Genomic DNA, 18,788 nt, shown 5'->3' with positions numbered 1-18,788 from the left:
TCTATTCCAATTCAGCGAGCTTGCGCTCATTATCAAGATGAAAGGCGCCTTCCAGTACGATATTCCGCTCATCGGTCAATCCATTAAGCACAGGACGCATTTCATTGATTTCCTGCGCCAATTCAACAGGAATACGCCGGAAGTGATTATTACCTTGATCAACAAATACGTAATCGATGTTGGAATCTCGCACCACAGCACTTTCAGGCACTACCAGGCTTCTATGCGGATTCTCAGTAATATGCATTTTAGCCAGCATGGCAGGTTTGAGTTTGCGCTTCGGATTCTCCACTTCCGTGCGTACCATGACCGTCCGGGTCAATGGATTAACGGTATCAGCGACAAAAATGATGACGCCATCAAAACTGATATCACCTAATGCTGGAATCTTAATCTCCACATGCTGCCCTTCCATCACATGACGTGCAATATGCTCCGGCACGTCACCCGTCGCCCAAACCGTCGATAAATCAGCCACCGTAAATAATTTATCTGCAGGTTGCACAACCTCACCAATCGCAACATTACGTTCAACAACGGTACCAGGCATAGAAGCAGTAATGGGCACAGAAGGAAGTATCTGTCCACGCTTCAGTAAATCATGTAAAGGTTTCTCATCCACTCCCAATAAGCGTAATTGGTCTTTTGCTGCACTGTATTCGGCACGAGACACTTGCAGTTCAGACTCACGACGCTGCAATTCAGCCGCACCAATCACATCGGCCGTAAAGAGCTGTTGCGCACGCGCAGCCGCCCTTTCTGCAAGCTGCATCACTGAATTCGCACGTAAATATGCCAGTTGTGCTTGCGTCAGTTCTGGACCGGCTATTCGCGCCAGAACGGTACCTATTTTTACTTCATCACCAAGCTTGGCGGAAACCTCAACGATACGCCCAGTGACGTTTGCACCTACTCGAATCAGCTTATGCTGATCTATTTCGATTTGACTCGGTACTTTTATTTTATCCGCCACATCCATGACTTCTGGTTTTCCGATTTTGATGCGCTGTATCATTTCTGGTTTGAGGATAATGCTATTTGGATCAGTTACTTTTGCTTGCGTTGTCTCTTCAGCCTGAGGCACTGAAGAATCGTTCTTATCACATGCGGCTAAAAACAGGGCAACAAGAAATACAGCGCCAGTAATTAGAGCTTGAACATTCATGCGAAGATTTACTCCTTGGGATAATGCGCACGTAGCCGGTCGATTTCGGCAGCGGCTGACTGTAATTCAAAATAGGCTTGCAATAGCTCTGCGCGTGCGCCACGCAACACACGTTGCGTATCGAGCACTTCGATAAAACCACGTTCACCCAAACGAAAAGCGGCTTCTGCCACACGTAACGCGGACTCGGCCTCCTGAATAATGCCGCCCTCATACATCTCCACTCTCCGTTTTGCAATCTGCATGGCCTGCCAAGCGGACTCAAGTAGCCGATTGACTTCATAACGCCGATATTCCAAGGTATCACGTACACGTGCGGAATCAAATATGGCACTATCAATTTCACCACGACGCCGGTAAAACAAAGGAACTTTAACGCTTAGCCCGGCGGTATTCGAAGTGAATTGTTTATCCTGATAATTGCTATACAGAATATTCACTGAAGGTAAAACGGAAGCACGCTCCTGGTCGATACGCAGACGTGCACGATCTTGCTCAGCTTCCAAACGTAAGATATCAGGATTAGTTGTGATAATCTGTTTATGCAGCTCTTCGAGCTCAGGCAATTGAACCGGATCATTAAGGGAAGCAATTATCTCAAAATCAGATTGTAATCTACCCGCAGTGAGCTGAAAAAGCGCAACCCTCGCTCTTTCCGCATTTAACAACGCAGCCTCTTTTCTGCTTGCCGCAGTCATCACTTCGGTATCAGCACGAATCAATTCAAAACGTGCAGACTCACCCACCTCAACACTTAGCTTGATACGTCGCTGTATCTCTTCCATCAAATCGAAAATACTCGATTCCATATCTGCTTGTTTTTGACGAAGCAATAGCTCATAAGCACGTATGCGCAATTGTGCCGCGAGATCCGCACGTACCTGATCCAGATTAGCGCGGCTAGCTTCGACACCTGCTTCTGCTGATCCGATTCGGGCGCTTCGGAAAAAAGGATTTTCTAAAGGTTGAGTTACTGTTACATGCCGCTGCGTCGATGACGGACCGGTAAGCTCAAATGGAAGTCGAGGCGTATCTGGGCCGGCCATGAAAGTAACTTCGGGATTAGGAAAAGCAGATGCACTCACTACCCCTGCCTCAGCAATATTAACTTGCGATCGAGCTGCATGAACCAAACCATTAGCTTCCAACCCCAATCGCTGGATCTCTTCAATCGAGTACTGGGTAACTGCTTCTTTAGCCCAAACAAAAGAACTAAAGGAAAAAAATAAGCAGAGCAAGATATAAAATTTCTGCATATGGGCAAACTCTGGACTATTAGTAATCTTTCAATTTTTAATGAAGTTATCAGTGCATATCTAATCGTGCAAATACACGATAGATCATCAATCATGTATTTGTTTATGATTTAGTGGGCATTGGCATTATTTCACATAACAGATACTTACTTGTCTACTGATCAGAATTTAATTAATCAGCAACCACTATACACAGTAGAAAATGAATCCAAGCTGAACAAGCTGGATAAAACTGAATAACAAAAATGCTACTTAATAAATTCCTGATTTCTGAGCGCTTGAATGATTCCGCTAAATTAGCATAGGCAGTTTGCTATCGTGACTTACCGTATCGAGAATATTAACCCTAATAACATATTGGCTAAAGAAATTTCTCCAAAAGGGATATAGCTCCAATCATCCTATCCATATCTTATAATTTCTACTTCACCTATTCGTTACTTTGTTCCTCGCTTATAAAGCCTAATTAACAATAATTTTTTTCTATTATCCATTAAATGGTTACATATGATTTATGAAGCTACATCTCCTCATTCCTGGCTTATTTTGGCCTGAAACTAAAAGAACAGAAGTTTATAGTGATTTATCTTTACCTGCTTTGGAAAGGATCCTGGCAAAAAGCCACTATACTGAGAGCCGATCTCAAGCGATAGAAGAATGGCTATGTCAGGCTTTCGGTGTGTCTAAACAGCAAGACTGGCCGGTCGCACCTATCATGTTACATATTGATGGAACAGATGCAGAACAAACTCGCAACGAGTATTGGCTACGCGCTGATCCAGTTCATCTCCGCATTGAGAATAATCATATTCTGCTGGCCGATAGTCAAATTTTTACGATTTCCTTAAAGGAATCGATGCAATTTGCCGAAATTCTCAATCAGTATTTCAATAAAAGTGGAATATTTTTCTTACCACTTTACCCTGATCGCTGGTATGTCCGTATCAACAAAACACCTAACTTGCAAACTCGGCTACTCAGTGAAATGGTTGGTAAAAACATCAATAATCTGCTACCAGCTGGCGAAGATAGTTCAATATGGCATAACATTTTTAACGAGATACAAATGCTGCTACATGATCATCAGCTTAACCAAGAAAGAGAAGCACGTGGCGAATTGGCAATCAATAGCATCTGGTTCTGGGGAGGAGGAATTATGCCACAGGTTATACGCTCGACTTTTAATCAAGTATGGTGTGATCATGCTTTCGCCCATGCCCTGGCAGTTGCAAGTGGCATAGCGCATTATCCACTCCCTCATGATGCAACAGTGTGGCAACATTCAACCGGACCCAATAACCAGCTCGTGATTCTTGATACTTTGTGGGGAAAAACACAGTACAAGAATATATATGAATGGCGTCAATCTTTAAGCTCATTAGAACATAGCTGGTTTACACCCTTACTCGAAGCAATGAGACAAGGAAAAATATCTCAATTGACGATTACTGCATTAAATGAGAATCGCATAAGAAATTTTGTAATGACACCTAGCAGTTTATGGAAATTTTGGGTTAGAACTAAATCTTTATCAAATTATGAGAAATAATCAAATTCAGTTTTTTGTACATAATTTTTATTAATAATCATAGAAGATGAGCGGACAAATATCTCTCAAATTTAGTGGCATCAAACCCTATATCACAGCAAGCCTTGCCGTTGCTGTAACAGGATCGCTTATTGCCGCCAACTACTTTATGCTTGGACTAGAGCCACAGATTATTCATATCCTGTGGATTATTCTGATCGCAGCGCTATTCGCCATGATCGCTCAGATCACGCGCACAGAAAAAGCTTTTGCAAAACATCTGGCATTATTTATAGCTAATAAAGAAAGACTTACTAATGAAATCAAGTATCGGCTCTGGGCCGAGAAAACTTTCTCAGAAAATAAAACCAGATTACAAATTGTTGATGAAAACTTTCCAGTCATGCTCGCATACTTTAATACTGAGCAGCAATGCCGTTACCATAATCGCGCTTATCGTCTCTGGTTTGGGTTGAATGCGGAGCAAATCGACAATCGATTTACACGAGAATTTTTAAGTGAGCATTTTTATTATGGACTTAAGCGCAGCATCAATAATATTTTAGCTGGCGAAATAGTACAAAATAAACGAATACAAAAATTAGCCAACGGTTCAACATGCCTCATTAGTGAGCAATTCGTGCCACATTTTGATTCAAAAGGGAAAGTCATTGGATTTTATACCCTGTATACGCCCCGCATTTTGAAAGAGAACGAGCAATTCTCAGATATAACCCAAGAACAAACAAAATCAGAAAATATTCTGATACAAGATAGCAGCAATGATGATGAGTCAAGTAGCGGAAATGAAAACAAGCATCCTTCATCTGTACCGATTGGCTCTGCAGCACAGGTTATTCAGGCTATTGAACAAGGTAAATTCCACTTATATTGCCAAAATATCCTACCGACAAAAAAAGACTCAAATCCATGCTCATACTATGAGATCTTGATCAGGATGGTTGAGGAGGAAAATAATCTTATACCCCCTGGAGCATTTTTATCTTTTGTCGAGAAATATCATCTGATGCCACGACTAGATCGCTGGGTTGTCAGTTATATGACCAAATGGTTATGCACGCACAAAATAAATTCAGGCATAACCGTTTATATTAACCTTGCCAAAGATACGCTGGGTGATCCACAGTTTATTGATTTTGTTAAAAAGCAGTTGCAGGAATCCAATATTCCTGCACAAGCATTATGCTTCGAAATTGAAGAGTCAGATGCCAAATCAAACTTCCCGAATGCTGTAATCTTTTCACAAAAGATCAGACAGATAGGTTGTAATGTTTCCTTATCTGGCTTTGGTCATGATCGAACTTCATTTAACTTACTCAAAAATATCAAAGTCGATTTCCTGAAAATAGATGGAAGTTTGATCTGTAATATGTTGAATGATCCAGCAGATCTGGCCAGAGTAAATGAAATTAACCGGATAGCGCATCTCATGAAGATCCAAACTATTGCAGAATCTGTTGAATCACTTGAAATTATTGAGAAGTTACATGAAATAAGTGTCGATTTCGCTCAGGGATTAGGTATTGCACAACCACAGCTACTTAAAGAACTTAAATAAACGCAGGTCAGTTTTAGCAGAAAATAGCATCCTATAGTAGCAACCATAGTGGCACTCCATTATCTCCATTTCATAATAGAGAATATATAGCATGGACAAGCTCTGAGCTTACTGCCCAACTCGCTTATACTCTTCCCATTGTTCAGGTGTGAGCGTTTTCATAGATAGTGCATGAACCTCTTGCTCCATCTTATCCTGCAAAGCACGGTAAACAAGTTGATGTTGCTGAATCATGCTTTTTCCCCGGAACTGCTCACTCACAATAACGGCGCTAAAATGACGCCCATCATCGCCTTCTACCTGAACCCATTCACAGGGTAAAGATGTTGCAATACATTGTTTAATATGATCTGAGGTAATCATTTTTGATCCTTTAGATAAAATAAATACATCGTTAGATTTTATTGTTGCTAAAACGGAAATGAGAAAATCTAACAAAACTCGGGCTAATGGCGAATTTTATAACCACTCTTTAACATCCATAATGTCAGGCATGAAACTACTGCTAAACACAATATCACAACTGCCAGGCTAAAGTAGGGTGAAATATCCGATGTACCCAAGAAGCCGTGGCGAAGTCCGTCAACAATATAAAAGAAAGGATTCAAGTGTGATATATATTGCCAAACGGGAGGCAGTGAATAAATCGAATAAAATACACCTGATAAAAAGGTCAGTGGCAAGATAATAAAATTTTGAAAAGCAGCGAGTTGATCAAATTTTTCTGACCAAATACCAGCAATTATACCCAGTGCACCAAGTAGCATACTTCCTGCAATCGCGAACAATAAAATCCATAAAGGCAACTGTACTGGCACTTCGTACAATATCATCGTCACACCATAGACACCTAAACCTACTAATAATCCGCGCACTACCGATGCCCACACATAGGCCAGAAAAATCTCCAGATAAGACAAAGGCGACAACAGGATAAATACAAGGTTACCGGATATTTTCGACTGGATCAGGCTGGAGGATGAATTAGCAAAAGCGTTCTGCATCACAGCCATCATGACTAAACCTGGAACTAAAAAGGCAGTATATGCAATACCTTGGTAAATCTGTATACGCGTTTCCAGTACATGTGAAAAAATCAGCAAATAAAGCAGACTGGACAAAATTGGAGCCAGTATGGTCTGGAAGCTTACTTTCCAGAATCTCAGTAACTCTTTATAAAACAATGTGTAAAAACCAGTCATGATACCCCCAAAGGTTCAACGCCCATGATTTTCACAAAAACCTCTTCTAGATCCGGTTGCTGCAATTGCATTTCCAACACTTGTATATTCTCTGCACGCAATACTGCAAGCAATGTTTCAACTTGGAAATAATCTTTTATTTTGAAAATATACAAACCCTCATGACTGCTTTTGGGCCACTCCTGTAAAGCAGCCGGCAATATCTCGGTAGAAAGCCGAAGCTGAATGGAGAAACCCTGAACACTATTGATCAGATTACGGATACTATCCAATGCAACAATTTTACCCTGCTTTAGCATAGCAACACGGTTGCATAGCGCTTCTGCTTCTTCAAGGTAATGCGTAGTTAGGACAATTGTATGACCATCTCGATTGAGCTGTTTTATAAAAACCCACAGTGCCTGCCGTAGCTCCACATCGACCCCGGCCGTAGGTTCATCCAGAATGATCACAGGAGGTTTGTGCACCAGAGCCTGGGCTACCAATACGCGCCGCTTCATTCCACCTGATAGCGCACGCATATTGGTATCGGCTTTATCAGTAAGATCCAGACGATGCAGGATCTCATCAACCCAGGCATCATTTTTTCTTATGCCATAATAACCAGATTGAATGATTAATGCTTCCCTTACGGTAAAAAATGGATCAAACACCAGTTCCTGGGGGACCACTCCAAGGTTCTTGCGTGAATGACTGTAATCAGTTACTACATCATGTCCCATGATTCTTGCGTGTCCTCTCGTTGCCAGCGTCAATCCAGCAAGAATACTAATGAGCGTCGTTTTTCCTGCGCCATTCGGACCCAGTAAAGCAAAGAACTCACCAGGGTTAATGGAAAGATCAATATCTTCCAGCGCAGATAATGCACCATAGCGCTTACTAAGCTGTTGAATTTCAATCGCTGCGGTCATAGAGGAACTAACTCTGAAGAGTGGCGGCTATCAGATAAAGCAAAGAAAAGGCAATTTATTTTACGATACTGGTATCGAGCGGGATAAAATCAGCCACGCTGTATAACTGTACTAGGCTGCTTAGATTCTCTGGTAAATTAACAAAATAGAGTTGCTGATTCCTGGCATGAGCCATGCGCAACCATTCAAGTAGCATGCTAATAGCCGATGAATCAACTTCAGTGACTTCTCCCAGATCGACTACCAGACCCTCTTCATCAAACAAAGCAATTCCCTGCCGGGTAATTTCAACTACATTATCGACGATTATAGAGCCACGCACGTAAATTCTTCTACCCTCACGCTGAATTGCCATTACTTTGAATGCGTTATCAAAAAATACGATTGTTTATTGACCTTCTAATGATTTATTCTTCTTGCTGAGTGTTGCAATCAAACCATCTACTCCCGTTTTTCTAATTTCACTATTAAAAGAGCTTCGATAGTTCGTTACTAGACTTACTCCAGCAACGATTACATCATATACCTTCCAGCCTTTATCAGTTTTTTCCATGCTGTATTCAATTGGAACAGGTTCTCTGCCACGACCTTGAATGACACGTGTTTTAACTGTGGTACTCTTGGCATCAGATTGGGGCGTTAAGGGCGCAACTTCAATTACTTCATCACGGTAATTCGTTAATGCATTGGAATAAGTTCTCACGAGCAAAGTCTGGAATTCACTCACCAACACTTTCTGTTGCTGAGGCTCAGCCTTAGACCAGTTTTTCCCCATTGCTAGCCGGGTCATGCGGGTAAAATTGAAATGAGGAAGTATTTTAGTTTCTATTAGATCAAGCACACGATCTTTATTACCTTTTTTAATACCATCATCTTGCTTAAGAATGGTGATGACTTCATCAACTGTGCTTTTTACCAACTGATCGGGTGCCATCTCTTTTGCTGATAACGGAAGAATCAGCAAAAAAGAAGCCAACAATAGAATAATTTTTTGAATAAGTGCTTTCATGTCTACCTCACCAAAATTTGTCAATCATCAAAAATCTTTAATCCTCGGCAGCCTTGTCGAACAGAAAGCGCCCGACCATCTCCTCTAGAACCATAGCTGAATTGGTTTTCATGATCTTGTCACCTTCCGCTAACATTTCTTCATCGCCTCCGGGTGACAAGCCAATATATTGCTCTCCAAGTAATCCAGATGTCAGTATGCTAGCAAATGTATCCTTAGGAAATCGATAGTAAGAATTGATACCCACCGTCACGACCGCATCGTAAGTCTCTAAGCTAAACTGGATATCGGTGACGCGCCCCACCACTACCCCCGCACTTTTGACAGGTGCTCTAATTTTAAGACCACCAATATTCTCAAAATTTCCTATGAGGGTATAGCTTTCACCCGTATTATAAGTCGTCAGGTTCCCAACTTTTAATCCGAGTATCAGCAACGCGCCCATTCCGGTCATCACGAACAATCCAACCCAGAAATCCATTATTGTTCGCTGCATCAATCCACTCCCCTGAACATAAAAGAAGTTAAAACAAAGTCCAATCCCAAAATTGCCAGTGCAGAGGTCACTACCGTACGGGTCGTTGCACCGGATACCCCTTCAGCTGTAGGAGGGGCATCAAATCCTTCAAAAACTGCTATCGCTGTAACCGCCACGCCAAAGAAACAGCTTTTGATCACGCCATTTACGATGTCATAACGAAAATCTACCGCATTCTGCATTGACGACCAAAATGAACCCTCGTCAACCCCAATAAAAACAACAGCCACTAAATACCCTCCAAATACACCCATCACAGAAAACATGGCTGCCAGCAGAGGCATGGAAATGACTCCCGCCCAAAAGCGTGGCGCGACTATGCGTGCAATCGGGTCCACCGCCATCATTCCCATCGCAGATAGCTGTTCAGTCGCTTTCATCAAACCGATTTCTGCAGTGATCGCAGAACCCGCACGGCTCGCAAACAGCAACGCCGACATCACGGGACCCAGTTCTCGCACCAGAGACAGTGCCACGAGCGTACCCACTGCTGATTCAGAGCCATACTTCTGCAGTGTCTCATACCCCTGCAATCCCAATACCATTCCAACGAACAGGCCGGATACCAGAATAATGATGAGGGATAATACCCCAACGAAATAAATCTCACGTATAACCAGAGTAAAGCGCAGAAAACTGGTCATCGATTTCAGCAACACCAGGACAAAAAACCGCGCCGCGCAGCCTAAACGCCAAATGCCGTTAATCACCCGATGCCCAATAGCCTGGATACTGGTAATAATGCGTTTAGGCAAAATGTGTCTCCAACCTCAAGTCTTTTTGATACATTTCTGCAGGATAATGAAAAGGGACGGGGCCATCTTCCTCACCATGAACAAATTGATGAACAAACGGAGTGACTGATTCCTTCACTTCTGCCGGGGTGCCATGAGCAGCGATTACCCCATCTGCAAGGAAATAAACATAATCTACAATTTTTAAGGATTCCTGCACATCATGGGTAACCACGATCGAAGTCATACCCAGCGCATCGGTCAATCGACGGATCAGACTGCCAATGACGCTTAACGAAATCGGATCCAGGCCGGTAAAAGGTTCGTCATACATGATCAGCATGGGATCCAGTGCAATTGAACGAGCTAAGGCAACACGCCGAGCCATACCCCCAGAAAGTTCTGCCGGCATCAGATGATATGCGCCGCGTAAACCCACGGCATGTAGTTTCATTAATACCAAATCACGGATCATAGATTCTGGGAGGTTAGTATGCTCGCGCATCTGAAAGGCAACATTGTCGAACACAGACAAATCGGTAAACAAAGCACCAAATTGAAATAACATACCCATTTTTCTGCGTAATCTAAATAAATCATTCCTCCCGAGTTTATGTACTACCTGACCCGCGACTTTGACGTAACCTGCAGTGGGCTTGACTTCCCCCCCAATCAAACGCAATAGGGTAGTCTTACCAGAACCGCTTCCTCCCATGATAGCAATGACCTTGCCTCGAGACATGGTCATATTGACGCTTTTCAGAATGGGACGAGCACTATAGGAAAAGGCGAGATCTTTGATTTCGATCAGAGGTTCAGACATTGCTTACAACTAACTATGGAATTATATATTTAAGCAGAATGTTGAATTTTAATCTAGATTCCTTATGAAGATGCCTTCATCTTTTGATTATTTATAAAAAATTAGCGATTCGTGACTATTCTTCTACAAAATGTTGATAGATGCGCTCTGAGATCATGCTTTATCCCAGGTACCCGCATATACGAGCTAATGATATTATTAAAAATGGCCAAGACCATCGAACCTGAGAACCAAATGATATTTGGTAATTCCGCGAAAGTACCGGCTACAATAAAAAAACAGCAGTACTGCTGCACTGTAAAAAAATAATCAATGCAACTGCATTCAATACCGATATCGGATCGAAGCTGCATCAATCGTTTTATCAATTTCCACGGCAAATCATTCTCTTCGAGAAAGGCTGCAAGTTTCCTTAAATAGTAGAACCACAGCTAGCCCACTACCCAATAAAAGGTACTATACAAATCCATTATAAAGTAATGCAATACATAAAACCGACCATAAAAATATCATCCCGCTTATTGGCGGTTTTCATTTGTTTATACCTGCCTGCCTGTTCTGCCGACACAATCTATCGCTCGAAAGATGCACAAGGTAGAGTCACCTATTCAGATGCCCCTACTCCTGATGCCAAGCCAATCAGACTGCCAGCTCCCATTCAGCGATCCTTGCATCATGTTACCAAAGTGCTGGATGGGGATACCATCGTGCTAAAAAAGGGGGAGCGCGTAAGATTACTCGGTATCAATGCACCTGAAATCGAAAGCCGTTATCGCGATGGTGAGCCAGGCGGCATGGCCGCGAAAGAATGGCTACAAAGAAAACTTCAAGGTCGGAATGTGTCCTTGGAGTATGATCGGCAGAAGCAGGATCATTACGAAAGATTGCTTGCTCATCTACACCTGTCAAATGGGGAACACCTTAATCTCATGCTGGTGGAAAAAGGATTGGCTATGGTGAATTTGTTACCTCCAAATCTTCGTTATGCTGACGCAATGATCAGAGCACAACAACGAGCAGAAAGACAAAAATTAGGGATTTGGTCGCTGCCTGACTATAAGCCACGACCACTCACACAGATATCGCAGAAATCACGTGGCTGGCAGCGTTTCCTGGGAACGCCCGTTTCATTGAAACGAACCAAACGTTATAGTCGTCTGATTTTCAACAGTAAGATCGATATTCGAATCGACAATGACAACCTTGCTTTATTTCCAGCGCTGGAAAGCTACCTTCATAAACCACTGGAAATTCGTGGATGGGTATCACGTCGAAATGATCATTATTCGATATTAATTCACCACCCCAGTGCGCTTGTCCTGCGCTGACTGCACCCTAACATTCACCAATTAACCCGAATATTTCATAAATTGGCACGTGCCAATTTATGAAATATTCGGGTTAATCCCGGTTACCCTAGTTGACTGCTTTTATTCCCTCATTAACAAATCAGAAATGACAAGAAGGCAAGTCGTAAACAATACGGTGAGAAAATGTCGATAAAAATAAGTGCTGCTGAGAATTGCAATCACCCCCCCGGCATTGCCGGGAGCTATCTTACTAAAACCTAACTATTTACATTTTGGATGAGCCGGATTAGCTGAACAGTCAGGACCCCTCCCACCTCCCCCACCGTTTCCTCCCTTTAACACCGCTACGGTGGTCTCGTGCAAACCAGTAAGTCCATCATTGTCAGTAACTGTCAGACGGACGGTATGTAAGCCCTCTTTGAAGTTAACACTTACTTTCTCACCTGACCCAATTGGTTGACCATTCTCCGTCCAATTCCAGGAAACAATAGTGCCGTCTTTATCCACTGATCCACTTCCATCCATTAGAACAGAAACGCTTTTTCCTTTGGATAAGGTCGCTACATAAGGACCACCGGCATTTGCCACGGGCGCTTGTTTATCAGTAGCAGGAGCGATCACCCTGATCGGGTGGCTACTGCCATTACTTGCGCCCTGATTATCTTTGACTATCAGTGTGACCATATACTCGCCCGCTATGGAATATTCGTAATTAGGCTGCTGCAGTGTCGATTCGAACCCATCGCCAAAATTCCATTGCCAGGAGACGATAGTGCCATCTTCATCTTTGGAAGTATCAGAAAAAGCGCAATTCAGGTTGGTGCATATTTCAGTAAAACTTGCTACAGGCAGCTTGTTGGAGGATGAGGCAGAGGACCCTGAAACTTCCAGTAAGAAATTACCACTGCCAGAATAGGAAGACACCCCTATGTAATAGTTACCTGCCGCCGCTGTCAATTTCGGTAGGTAATAAATGGTTTCCGGTCGCCCAACGCCACAGTACTCGCCTGATAGGCCACATGGGGCCAATTAATTGTTGACTTCCATTATTTACCACCTCCTTATATCGATGATAGCGAGGAACTAAACTACCACCTACTGAAAGTAGGTGGGTTAGCGCAGCTTGGGTGCAGACGACTAAAGTCGTCTACCCGCACCATGCTAAACGCGCATGAGTCAACACATTTAAAGTCAAGGTCACCGTCTAAAGACGGTGGTTTTTACCAAATTTATGGAAATAAAGTGGGAGCAGTATCGCCCCTCCTGCTTGTGCTACAGCACGATTGACATCCAATAATTCTGCACCGTATTCATTGTCAGGCATGATGGGTCCATTATTCGATAGCTCACCACGCTCCTGTGCTGAGGAGATCAGCAAGTCACGTACGGCATCGACAGGAGCGGCATTATTCATGAGCAAAGGATTTTGCTCCAGCATCGGCGCGATCGATCCGGCTGTGAAAGGTGTCGCCATAGAAGTACCGCTATAGCTGATATAACCGGTCGGGTCACTTGCCTTGGCCGACAGAATACGTACGCCAGGTGCGGTAATATCAGGTTTGATGCGACCCTCAAGCGTCGGTCCACGGCTGGAGAAAGCTGCCAAGTAAACACCCTTGCCATCCTCCGACCAGTTAGCAGCAGCGCCGACCGTAATTGCCTTCTCTGCCGCACCAGGTGCACCTATTGTGCTCGGTGCAGAACCTGAATTTCCTGCAGCAACAACGACAATTTTAGAATTAATAGGCGTAACGTTACAGCTAGCACGATAATTCGAATCTGATGCGCAGTTTACTGCCAAACTCATGGCATCCTGTCCGTCCGAAGCACTTGTCGTACCTAAACTCATGGAAATAATCTGCACATCTGTCTGATTAGCGCAGTATTGGATACCTTCAATAATCTGGCTACCACTCCCCACTCCCGCTACCAGCCGCATCAAGCACTTTGGTCGCGTAGATGGAAGCTGCAGGAGCGATACCCGCAATCTTCGAGTTTCCACCTGTGCCGCCACCACCCAATGCTATGGCGGAAACATGCGTGCCATGACCATGATCATCATAAGGAGCAGACTTGCTGTTGACTATATCAAGGAAATGAATCGTTCGCCCTGCAAACTGTTCGTGACTCGCATCGATACCGGTATCCACAATGCAAATACCGGTTCCACTACCATTCACTCCAAAATTAGTCCTGGCTGCGACTGCGCCAAAATCACTTGCAGCACCTGATAATTGGGTAGTAACGATAGGCTCTTCTTCTACTCGAAAAATATTAGGAATATGGGAAAGCATTTTAACCTGCCCAGCTGTCATGGTTGCCTGGAATCCATGGATAAGGGTGAACTCACGCTGCAACGTGAAAGGCCCAATTGCTTGTTGCGCTGCCGCAGCATTGGATTGATTATTTCCCGGCCCGACAAAGGTAACAATCACATTGATAAGATCATCCTTCGCCATACCTGCAATGTGCGTCTGTAATCCATCCGACAGCCGGTCATTGTCTCGATCCGCCATAATATCCGTTTCTTTCGCGGCAATAGCTTTAGGGGAACGTGTTTCCTGTGTATTATCTATGCGTGGAGAGGCATAGATCGCCTCAGTTACCAGGCTAAGCGAAAAAATTCCGGTGAGCATGCTCGCTAAAAAAGTGTTCATATTGGTTCCTGTGTGAAATGGTCGCAGCAATATTTCTGGAGAGAAAGATCTGTTTGTGCTCTGCCTGCATCTTAGCGACTCATGCAACATGAACAATTGGACTATGGTACGAATCAGGCACGAGCCTTCTAAAAAACACTGACGAAGTGAGTTGATACAAATAGCGGATAGCATCTAATGCTGACTGAAGTTAGAATGCCACGCAACAACCGGATCAATAAGGAAAAACTTGAATAAGCGATCTACCTTCTCATTTGCTGCCAGAATCAAAAGTTTCAATTACGCCTTTGCTGGCATTGCAGTATTGATAAAGAGTCAGCATAACGCCCGGATTCACTTGCTTGCGACCATTCTTGTCATCGGTTGCGGACTGTTCTTTCAGATTGATTCTGTTGAGTGGTGCCTTGCTATTTTGGCTATCCTGGCAGTATTGGTTTCAGAAGCTTTAAACACTGCCATTGAGTTTTTATGCAATGCCGCTTCCCCCACTCCGCATCCACTCATTAAAAAATCAAAAGATGTGGCCGCAGGCGCCGTACTGATCAGCGCTATTGGCGCCATCATCATCGGACTCATCATTTTTCTACCCTATTTCAAAGCACACCTATCACAAGCGCTTAATTGATCCGTTGCGCGGCAAACCTCGGCCTTCAGGCCGGGGAGAATGTCAATCACAGCTTTATCACCCGTTTGTACATATTTTCTACCGCTTACATCATATGATACGAATGGTCGATGGCATTATTCACCATTGATGGTGATAACCAGGCGCCTGCTTCCTCCATAATTGCGATGCTCGCACAAATAAATCCCCTGCCATGTACCCAGATTCAACCGGCCATGAGTGATGGGGATGGTCAAGCTGCTACCTAGCAAACTGGATTTTAAATGCGCAGGAAGATCATCGCTTCCTTCGTCCATATGTCGGTAATACGGCGCGTCCTCAGGTACTGCATGATTGAAGTAATCCTCAAAATCCTGGCGTACTGTCGGGTCTGCATTTTCATTAAGGGTTAACGATGCAGAAGTATGCTGCATAAAGATATTCATGATGCCTATGCCGACACTTGTTAATTCCGGCAGCTGCTGCAATATTTCATCCGTTACCAGGTGAAATCCGCGTGTGCGGGGTCTAAGATGGAGTTGTTTTTGTATCCACATGAAATATCAGTTTATTTTTTCAAACTAAGCAGTTTTCTCAATTCCAGGCTGCGGGGTTTTTCTGAACCAACGGTATAATATATTAACTGGATACTCAAGTTTCTTGCGGCTTCTGTTCTTGCAGTTGTTTCTCAATCTGCAGTTTAGTTGAATAACTAAGGTAGTTCTGTTTTATTGGTCCATGTCACTTTTCACTACGATCAGATAAACTACGGCATCAAAAATTATCTGCACCCCAATTTTACTTATGACAGAAACTGTTATTGATTTGATTCGTCACGGCGAACCTGTTGGTGGACACCGTTATCGTGGCCATAACATCGACGATCCTCTCACCGAAAAAGGCTGGTCTCAGATGTGGGATGCTGTGGGTGAATATAATGCGTGGCAGCAGATCATCACTTCCCCGCTTCAACGTTGCCTGGCGTTCGCACACGCGCTAGGGGAACGTCACGGAATAGATGTTGCTGTTGAACCTCGATTTAAAGAAGTGGGATTAGGTTCGTGGGAAGGACTTAGTCACGTTGAAATTAAAATGGGTAAAGCGGATGAGTTTCAGGCTTTCCTGAGAGATCCGCTAAACCACCGGCCTCAAGGTGCAGAGAAACTCGATGAATTTGTCAATCGGGTCGACTTAGCCTATGACGAAATCGTTGAGCGTTATCGCAATAAACACTGTCTTATCGTTGCACACGCAGGTGTCATTCGCGCACTGATCGTAAAAACAATTCATGCAGCACCGACTGGTTTCTATCGCATTAAAATCAATAATGGTGGAATTACCCGTATTCGCCACACAGAAATGGGTGGAATGCTGGAATTTCTCAATGGGAGGCTCTGCTAAAAACAAATGACGTTCCTTGCACCGGTACTATTGCGCTGAGATTACATAGCCGAAATCATTGCAAGCCTGATAGCAAGAGCAAGCATTTATTTACAGTTATCGCTGGTCAGATTATATAGCGTGTACCGACGAGTGGATTCCAAAGCTTGCCCTATCAATACCTGTTCTGGGCTATCTCATTCTCTTTAATAGAAAAATTAGTGAAGCACGGGTCTTCAAAGAAATCGTTCATGAGGATACGCACAGTTTTGGTCTGAATGGTATCCAACGTTTGTGTATATTGTATTGTGGCTTGATCTTTTTGGGATTAGGTGATTTTATTTATAGATTAAAGAAACCCCATCAATTTAGAAAGGAAGGAATAAATATGCTCACAAAATACATTGACTATCAGGATGGCGATACCCAATTGGAAGGTTATCTTGCCTATAACGAAACAGGCGCCCCCAAACCGGCCGTGTTGATTGCGCATGACTGGAGTGGTCGGCGCGAATTTGCCTGCAAGGCGGCTGAAAGAGTCGCGGCTATGGGTTATGTGGGTTTTGCGCTGGATATGTATGGCAAAGGTATTTTTGGTCGCGATGGGGATACCGAAGGCAATGCAGCACTCATGAATCCCTATGCAAGTGATCGAACTCGGTTGAGACAAAGAATTAACGCTGCATTACCTGCAGTGCGTGAGCTGCCACAAGTTGATACAGCACGCATCGCTGCCATGGGTTACTGCTTCGGGGGTATGTGTGTACTGGAGCTGGCTCGATCTGGCGCTGATGTGCGAGGCGTCATCAGCATTCATGGCATTTTTACACCAGGTAATGTAGCCAATGACAAAATAACCGCTAAAGTCCTCTGTCTACATGGCCATGATGATCCCATGGTGCCGCCAGAACAAGTATTCGCTTTTGAAAAAGAAATGACTGAGGCGAATGTAGACTGGCAGGTACATGTCTATGGTGGCACCATGCATGCTTTTACCAATCCTGTGGCGAACAATCCCAGTTTTGGTACAGTCTATAAGGAAGTAGCAGCAAAACGGGCTTATCAGTCGATTACCAATTTTTTAGGTGAGATATTCCAGTAGGAGTAGCCAACACAAATTCTGTCTAAACCCAGGTGCTAAAACTGCTCGTCTTCCCGCAAATACCGCCACTGTCCCTTCGGTAAATCACCCAGCCTGACCTTGCCGATACGCACACGCTTGAGGCCCATCACGTTAAGCCCGACCAGTTGGCACATACGGCGGATTTGGCGCTTCTTGCCTTCCTTCAAAATAAAGCGCAACTGATCCTGATTCTGCCACGTCACGCGTGCAGGCTTGAGCAGTACGCCGTCAAGACTGAGACCATGATTGAGCAAGCGCAGGCTTTTATCGTCCAACTTGCCTTCCACTCGCACCAGGTATTCCTTTTCAATTTGTGAATCGGCGCCGATCAGCTGCTTGGCGATACGACCGTCCTGCGTGAGCACCAGCAATCCAGTAGAATCAATATCTAAACGTCCGGCAGGGGCAAGACCACGCAGTTGCGCAGAGGAGAACTGCTGCGGCGAGGGATCGTTCTTATAGTGATTGCCCGCAGTGAGGAGCGTCACTGCCGCCTGGTAGCCGGGTTCCGGCTGACCGGAAACATAGCCGATGGGCTTGTGCAGCAGGATGGTGACACGCTGGGTTTGTTGGGCTTGCGCTTGCTTGTTGAGAGTGATGTTCTGGTTGGAGTGGATCTTGGTGCCAAGCTCGGTGATTTTTACGCCATCCACGTATACCCACCCGCGTTCGATGAAGGTATCCGCTTCGCGGCGTGAGCATAGGCCCCGTTCAGACATGATTTTTGAAAGCCTTACTTTTTCCATGTTTCCTAGTGGACAAAGACAATGAAGATCACTCATTGATCTTATTTAATGTACATTATCGCAGCGTTACCCTAAGCACCCCTTGCGACGGGTATCTCATCTTATATTTATCTTGCTGATTTCAGTCTTTATTAAAATAATATGCCCATAGTAAATTATACCGTCAAGCTATGTTGTTGCTTTATCTAATTAAATGCAACGCGTAGGGGGCGCATCTTGCCTT

The 18,788-nt window shown here is 44.0% G+C and carries 21 protein-coding genes; 6 read left to right on the top strand and 15 right to left on the bottom strand.

The annotated features are described in order from the left end of the window. Nucleotide 1: 1 nt before the first annotated feature. The gene (locus BLW34_RS07400; RefSeq protein ID WP_090577625.1) at nt 2-1,165 is read right to left on the bottom strand and encodes an efflux RND transporter periplasmic adaptor subunit; all 1,164 of its coding nucleotides are present in this window, start codon (nt 1,163-1,165) and stop codon (nt 2-4) included. A gap of 8 nt (nt 1,166-1,173) precedes the next feature. Beyond that, the gene (locus BLW34_RS07395; RefSeq protein WP_090577623.1) at nt 1,174-2,421 is read right to left on the bottom strand and encodes a TolC family protein; all 1,248 of its coding nucleotides are present in this window, start codon (nt 2,419-2,421) and stop codon (nt 1,174-1,176) included. A 514-nt stretch (nt 2,422-2,935) separates the two neighbouring features. On the opposite strand from BLW34_RS07395, the gene BLW34_RS07390 reads away from it, so the two are divergent. Beyond that, the gene (locus BLW34_RS07390; protein WP_090577621.1) at nt 2,936-3,970 is read left to right on the top strand and encodes a phosphoglycerate mutase; all 1,035 of its coding nucleotides are present in this window, start codon (nt 2,936-2,938) and stop codon (nt 3,968-3,970) included. A gap of 214 nt (nt 3,971-4,184) precedes the next feature. Further along, nucleotides 4,185-5,528 carry a sensor domain-containing phosphodiesterase gene (locus BLW34_RS07385; RefSeq protein ID WP_256203661.1) on the top strand — a complete coding sequence of 448 codons (1,344 nt, stop codon included), beginning with the start codon at nt 4,185-4,187 and terminating at the stop codon, nt 5,526-5,528. Nucleotides 5,529-5,636: 108 nt separating this feature from the next. Here BLW34_RS07385 and BLW34_RS07380 read toward each other — a convergent pair whose 3' ends face one another. The 8 genes from BLW34_RS07380 to BLW34_RS07345 form a co-directional block, all read right to left on the bottom strand. After that, complete coding sequence (locus BLW34_RS07380) at nt 5,637-5,891, bottom strand: BolA family protein (protein WP_090542081.1); 255 nt, start codon at nt 5,889-5,891, stop codon at nt 5,637-5,639. An 83-nt stretch (nt 5,892-5,974) separates the two neighbouring features. After that, a complete protein-coding gene (locus BLW34_RS07375; protein ID WP_090577617.1) occupies nt 5,975-6,730 on the bottom strand; it encodes an ABC transporter permease in 756 nt (251 codons plus the stop codon). Next, entirely contained in the window at nt 6,727-7,641 is a 915-nt protein-coding gene (locus BLW34_RS07370; protein ID WP_090577614.1) for an ABC transporter ATP-binding protein, read from the bottom strand. Before BLW34_RS07370 ends, BLW34_RS07375 begins: the two co-directional genes overlap by 4 nt. Before the next feature lie 55 nt (nt 7,642-7,696). Continuing rightward, nucleotides 7,697-7,996: an STAS domain-containing protein gene (locus BLW34_RS07365; RefSeq protein WP_090577611.1), complete on the bottom strand. Its 300-nt coding sequence runs from the start codon at nt 7,994-7,996 to the stop codon at nt 7,697-7,699. Between the two features lie 33 nt (nt 7,997-8,029). After that, on the bottom strand, nt 8,030-8,650 hold the full coding sequence (locus BLW34_RS07360; RefSeq protein ID WP_090577608.1) for an MlaC/ttg2D family ABC transporter substrate-binding protein: 621 nt from the start codon (nt 8,648-8,650) through the stop codon (nt 8,030-8,032). A 37-nt stretch (nt 8,651-8,687) separates the two neighbouring features. Further along, nucleotides 8,688-9,146, bottom strand: coding sequence for an outer membrane lipid asymmetry maintenance protein MlaD (gene mlaD, locus BLW34_RS07355; protein WP_090577605.1), 459 nt, complete (start codon nt 9,144-9,146; stop codon nt 8,688-8,690). Beyond that, nucleotides 9,146-9,943, bottom strand: a complete 798-nt coding sequence (mlaE, locus tag BLW34_RS07350; RefSeq protein ID WP_090577602.1) for a lipid asymmetry maintenance ABC transporter permease subunit MlaE — start codon at nt 9,941-9,943, stop codon at nt 9,146-9,148. Before mlaE ends, mlaD begins: the two co-directional genes overlap by 1 nt. Beyond that, nucleotides 9,936-10,745: an ABC transporter ATP-binding protein gene (locus BLW34_RS07345; RefSeq protein WP_090577599.1), complete on the bottom strand. Its 810-nt coding sequence runs from the start codon at nt 10,743-10,745 to the stop codon at nt 9,936-9,938. Before BLW34_RS07345 ends, mlaE begins: the two co-directional genes overlap by 8 nt. A 479-nt stretch (nt 10,746-11,224) precedes the next feature. On the opposite strand from BLW34_RS07345, the gene BLW34_RS07340 reads away from it, so the two are divergent. Further along, nucleotides 11,225-12,073: a thermonuclease family protein gene (locus BLW34_RS07340; RefSeq protein ID WP_090577596.1), complete on the top strand. Its 849-nt coding sequence runs from the start codon at nt 11,225-11,227 to the stop codon at nt 12,071-12,073. Nucleotides 12,074-12,316: 243 nt separating this feature from the next. Here the strand turns inward: BLW34_RS07340 and BLW34_RS07335 are convergent, their stop codons facing one another. The 3 genes from BLW34_RS07335 to BLW34_RS07325 form a co-directional block, all read right to left on the bottom strand. After that, complete coding sequence (locus BLW34_RS07335; protein ID WP_090577594.1) at nt 12,317-13,084, bottom strand: PKD domain-containing protein; 768 nt, start codon at nt 13,082-13,084, stop codon at nt 12,317-12,319. A gap of 175 nt (nt 13,085-13,259) precedes the next feature. Continuing rightward, nucleotides 13,260-14,057, bottom strand: a complete 798-nt coding sequence (locus tag BLW34_RS07330; protein WP_177165982.1) for a S8 family serine peptidase — start codon at nt 14,055-14,057, stop codon at nt 13,260-13,262. Next, nucleotides 13,963-14,712: a S8 family serine peptidase gene (locus BLW34_RS07325; protein ID WP_177165981.1), complete on the bottom strand. Its 750-nt coding sequence runs from the start codon at nt 14,710-14,712 to the stop codon at nt 13,963-13,965. The genes BLW34_RS07330 and BLW34_RS07325 overlap by 95 nt, the downstream gene beginning before the upstream one ends. Before the next feature lie 229 nt (nt 14,713-14,941). Between BLW34_RS07325 and BLW34_RS07320 the strand changes: the two genes are divergently transcribed. Continuing rightward, nucleotides 14,942-15,337: a diacylglycerol kinase family protein gene (locus BLW34_RS07320; RefSeq protein WP_090542110.1), complete on the top strand. Its 396-nt coding sequence runs from the start codon at nt 14,942-14,944 to the stop codon at nt 15,335-15,337. A 116-nt stretch (nt 15,338-15,453) separates the two neighbouring features. On the opposite strand, the gene BLW34_RS07315 is transcribed toward BLW34_RS07320, so the two are convergent. Then, on the bottom strand, nt 15,454-15,873 hold the full coding sequence (locus tag BLW34_RS07315) for a secondary thiamine-phosphate synthase enzyme YjbQ (protein ID WP_090577583.1): 420 nt from the start codon (nt 15,871-15,873) through the stop codon (nt 15,454-15,456). A gap of 247 nt (nt 15,874-16,120) precedes the next feature. On the opposite strand from BLW34_RS07315, the gene BLW34_RS07310 reads away from it, so the two are divergent. After that, a complete protein-coding gene (locus BLW34_RS07310) occupies nt 16,121-16,717 on the top strand; it encodes a histidine phosphatase family protein (RefSeq protein ID WP_090577580.1) in 597 nt (198 codons plus the stop codon). A 367-nt stretch (nt 16,718-17,084) separates the two neighbouring features. Next, nucleotides 17,085-17,798 carry a dienelactone hydrolase family protein gene (locus tag BLW34_RS07305; protein WP_090577577.1) on the top strand — a complete coding sequence of 238 codons (714 nt, stop codon included), beginning with the start codon at nt 17,085-17,087 and terminating at the stop codon, nt 17,796-17,798. Nucleotides 17,799-17,833: 35 nt separating this feature from the next. Here the strand turns inward: BLW34_RS07305 and BLW34_RS07300 are convergent, their stop codons facing one another. Beyond that, nucleotides 17,834-18,565 carry a pseudouridine synthase gene (locus tag BLW34_RS07300; RefSeq protein WP_090542118.1) on the bottom strand — a complete coding sequence of 244 codons (732 nt, stop codon included), beginning with the start codon at nt 18,563-18,565 and terminating at the stop codon, nt 17,834-17,836. Between the last annotated feature and the right edge of the window lie 223 nt (nt 18,566-18,788).

Source organism: Nitrosomonas sp. Nm58 (assembly GCF_900107335.1).
Classification (GTDB): domain Bacteria; phylum Pseudomonadota; class Gammaproteobacteria; order Burkholderiales; family Nitrosomonadaceae; genus Nitrosomonas.
Note: the sequence above shows the minus strand (reverse complement) of the source record. Positions and strands in the feature narration are given on the sequence as shown.

Coding starts and splice junctions, on each gene's coding strand:
- BLW34_RS07360 (WP_090577608.1), bottom strand. CDS start 8,650: ATGAAAGCACTTATTCAAAAAATTATTCTATTGTTGGCTTCTTTTTTG.
- BLW34_RS07340 (WP_090577596.1), top strand. CDS start 11,225: ATGCAATACATAAAACCGACCATAAAAATATCATCCCGCTTATTGGCG.
- BLW34_RS07305 (WP_090577577.1), top strand. CDS start 17,085: ATGCTCACAAAATACATTGACTATCAGGATGGCGATACCCAATTGGAA.
- BLW34_RS07365 (WP_090577611.1), bottom strand. CDS start 7,996: ATGGCAATTCAGCGTGAGGGTAGAAGAATTTACGTGCGTGGCTCTATA.
- BLW34_RS07345 (WP_090577599.1), bottom strand. CDS start 10,745: ATGTCTGAACCTCTGATCGAAATCAAAGATCTCGCCTTTTCCTATAGT.
- BLW34_RS07325 (WP_177165981.1), bottom strand. CDS start 14,712: ATGAACACTTTTTTAGCGAGCATGCTCACCGGAATTTTTTCGCTTAGC.
- BLW34_RS07315 (WP_090577583.1), bottom strand. CDS start 15,873: ATGTGGATACAAAAACAACTCCATCTTAGACCCCGCACACGCGGATTT.
- BLW34_RS07310 (WP_090577580.1), top strand. CDS start 16,121: ATGACAGAAACTGTTATTGATTTGATTCGTCACGGCGAACCTGTTGGT.
- BLW34_RS07300 (WP_090542118.1), bottom strand. CDS start 18,565: ATGGAAAAAGTAAGGCTTTCAAAAATCATGTCTGAACGGGGCCTATGC.
- BLW34_RS07385 (WP_256203661.1), top strand. CDS start 4,185: ATGATCGCTCAGATCACGCGCACAGAAAAAGCTTTTGCAAAACATCTG.
- BLW34_RS07390 (WP_090577621.1), top strand. CDS start 2,936: ATGAAGCTACATCTCCTCATTCCTGGCTTATTTTGGCCTGAAACTAAA.
- mlaD (WP_090577605.1), bottom strand. CDS start 9,146: ATGCAGCGAACAATAATGGATTTCTGGGTTGGATTGTTCGTGATGACC.
- BLW34_RS07370 (WP_090577614.1), bottom strand. CDS start 7,641: ATGACCGCAGCGATTGAAATTCAACAGCTTAGTAAGCGCTATGGTGCA.
- BLW34_RS07395 (WP_090577623.1), bottom strand. CDS start 2,421: ATGCAGAAATTTTATATCTTGCTCTGCTTATTTTTTTCCTTTAGTTCT.
- BLW34_RS07375 (WP_090577617.1), bottom strand. CDS start 6,730: ATGACTGGTTTTTACACATTGTTTTATAAAGAGTTACTGAGATTCTGG.
- BLW34_RS07380 (WP_090542081.1), bottom strand. CDS start 5,891: ATGATTACCTCAGATCATATTAAACAATGTATTGCAACATCTTTACCC.
- BLW34_RS07400 (WP_090577625.1), bottom strand. CDS start 1,165: ATGAATGTTCAAGCTCTAATTACTGGCGCTGTATTTCTTGTTGCCCTG.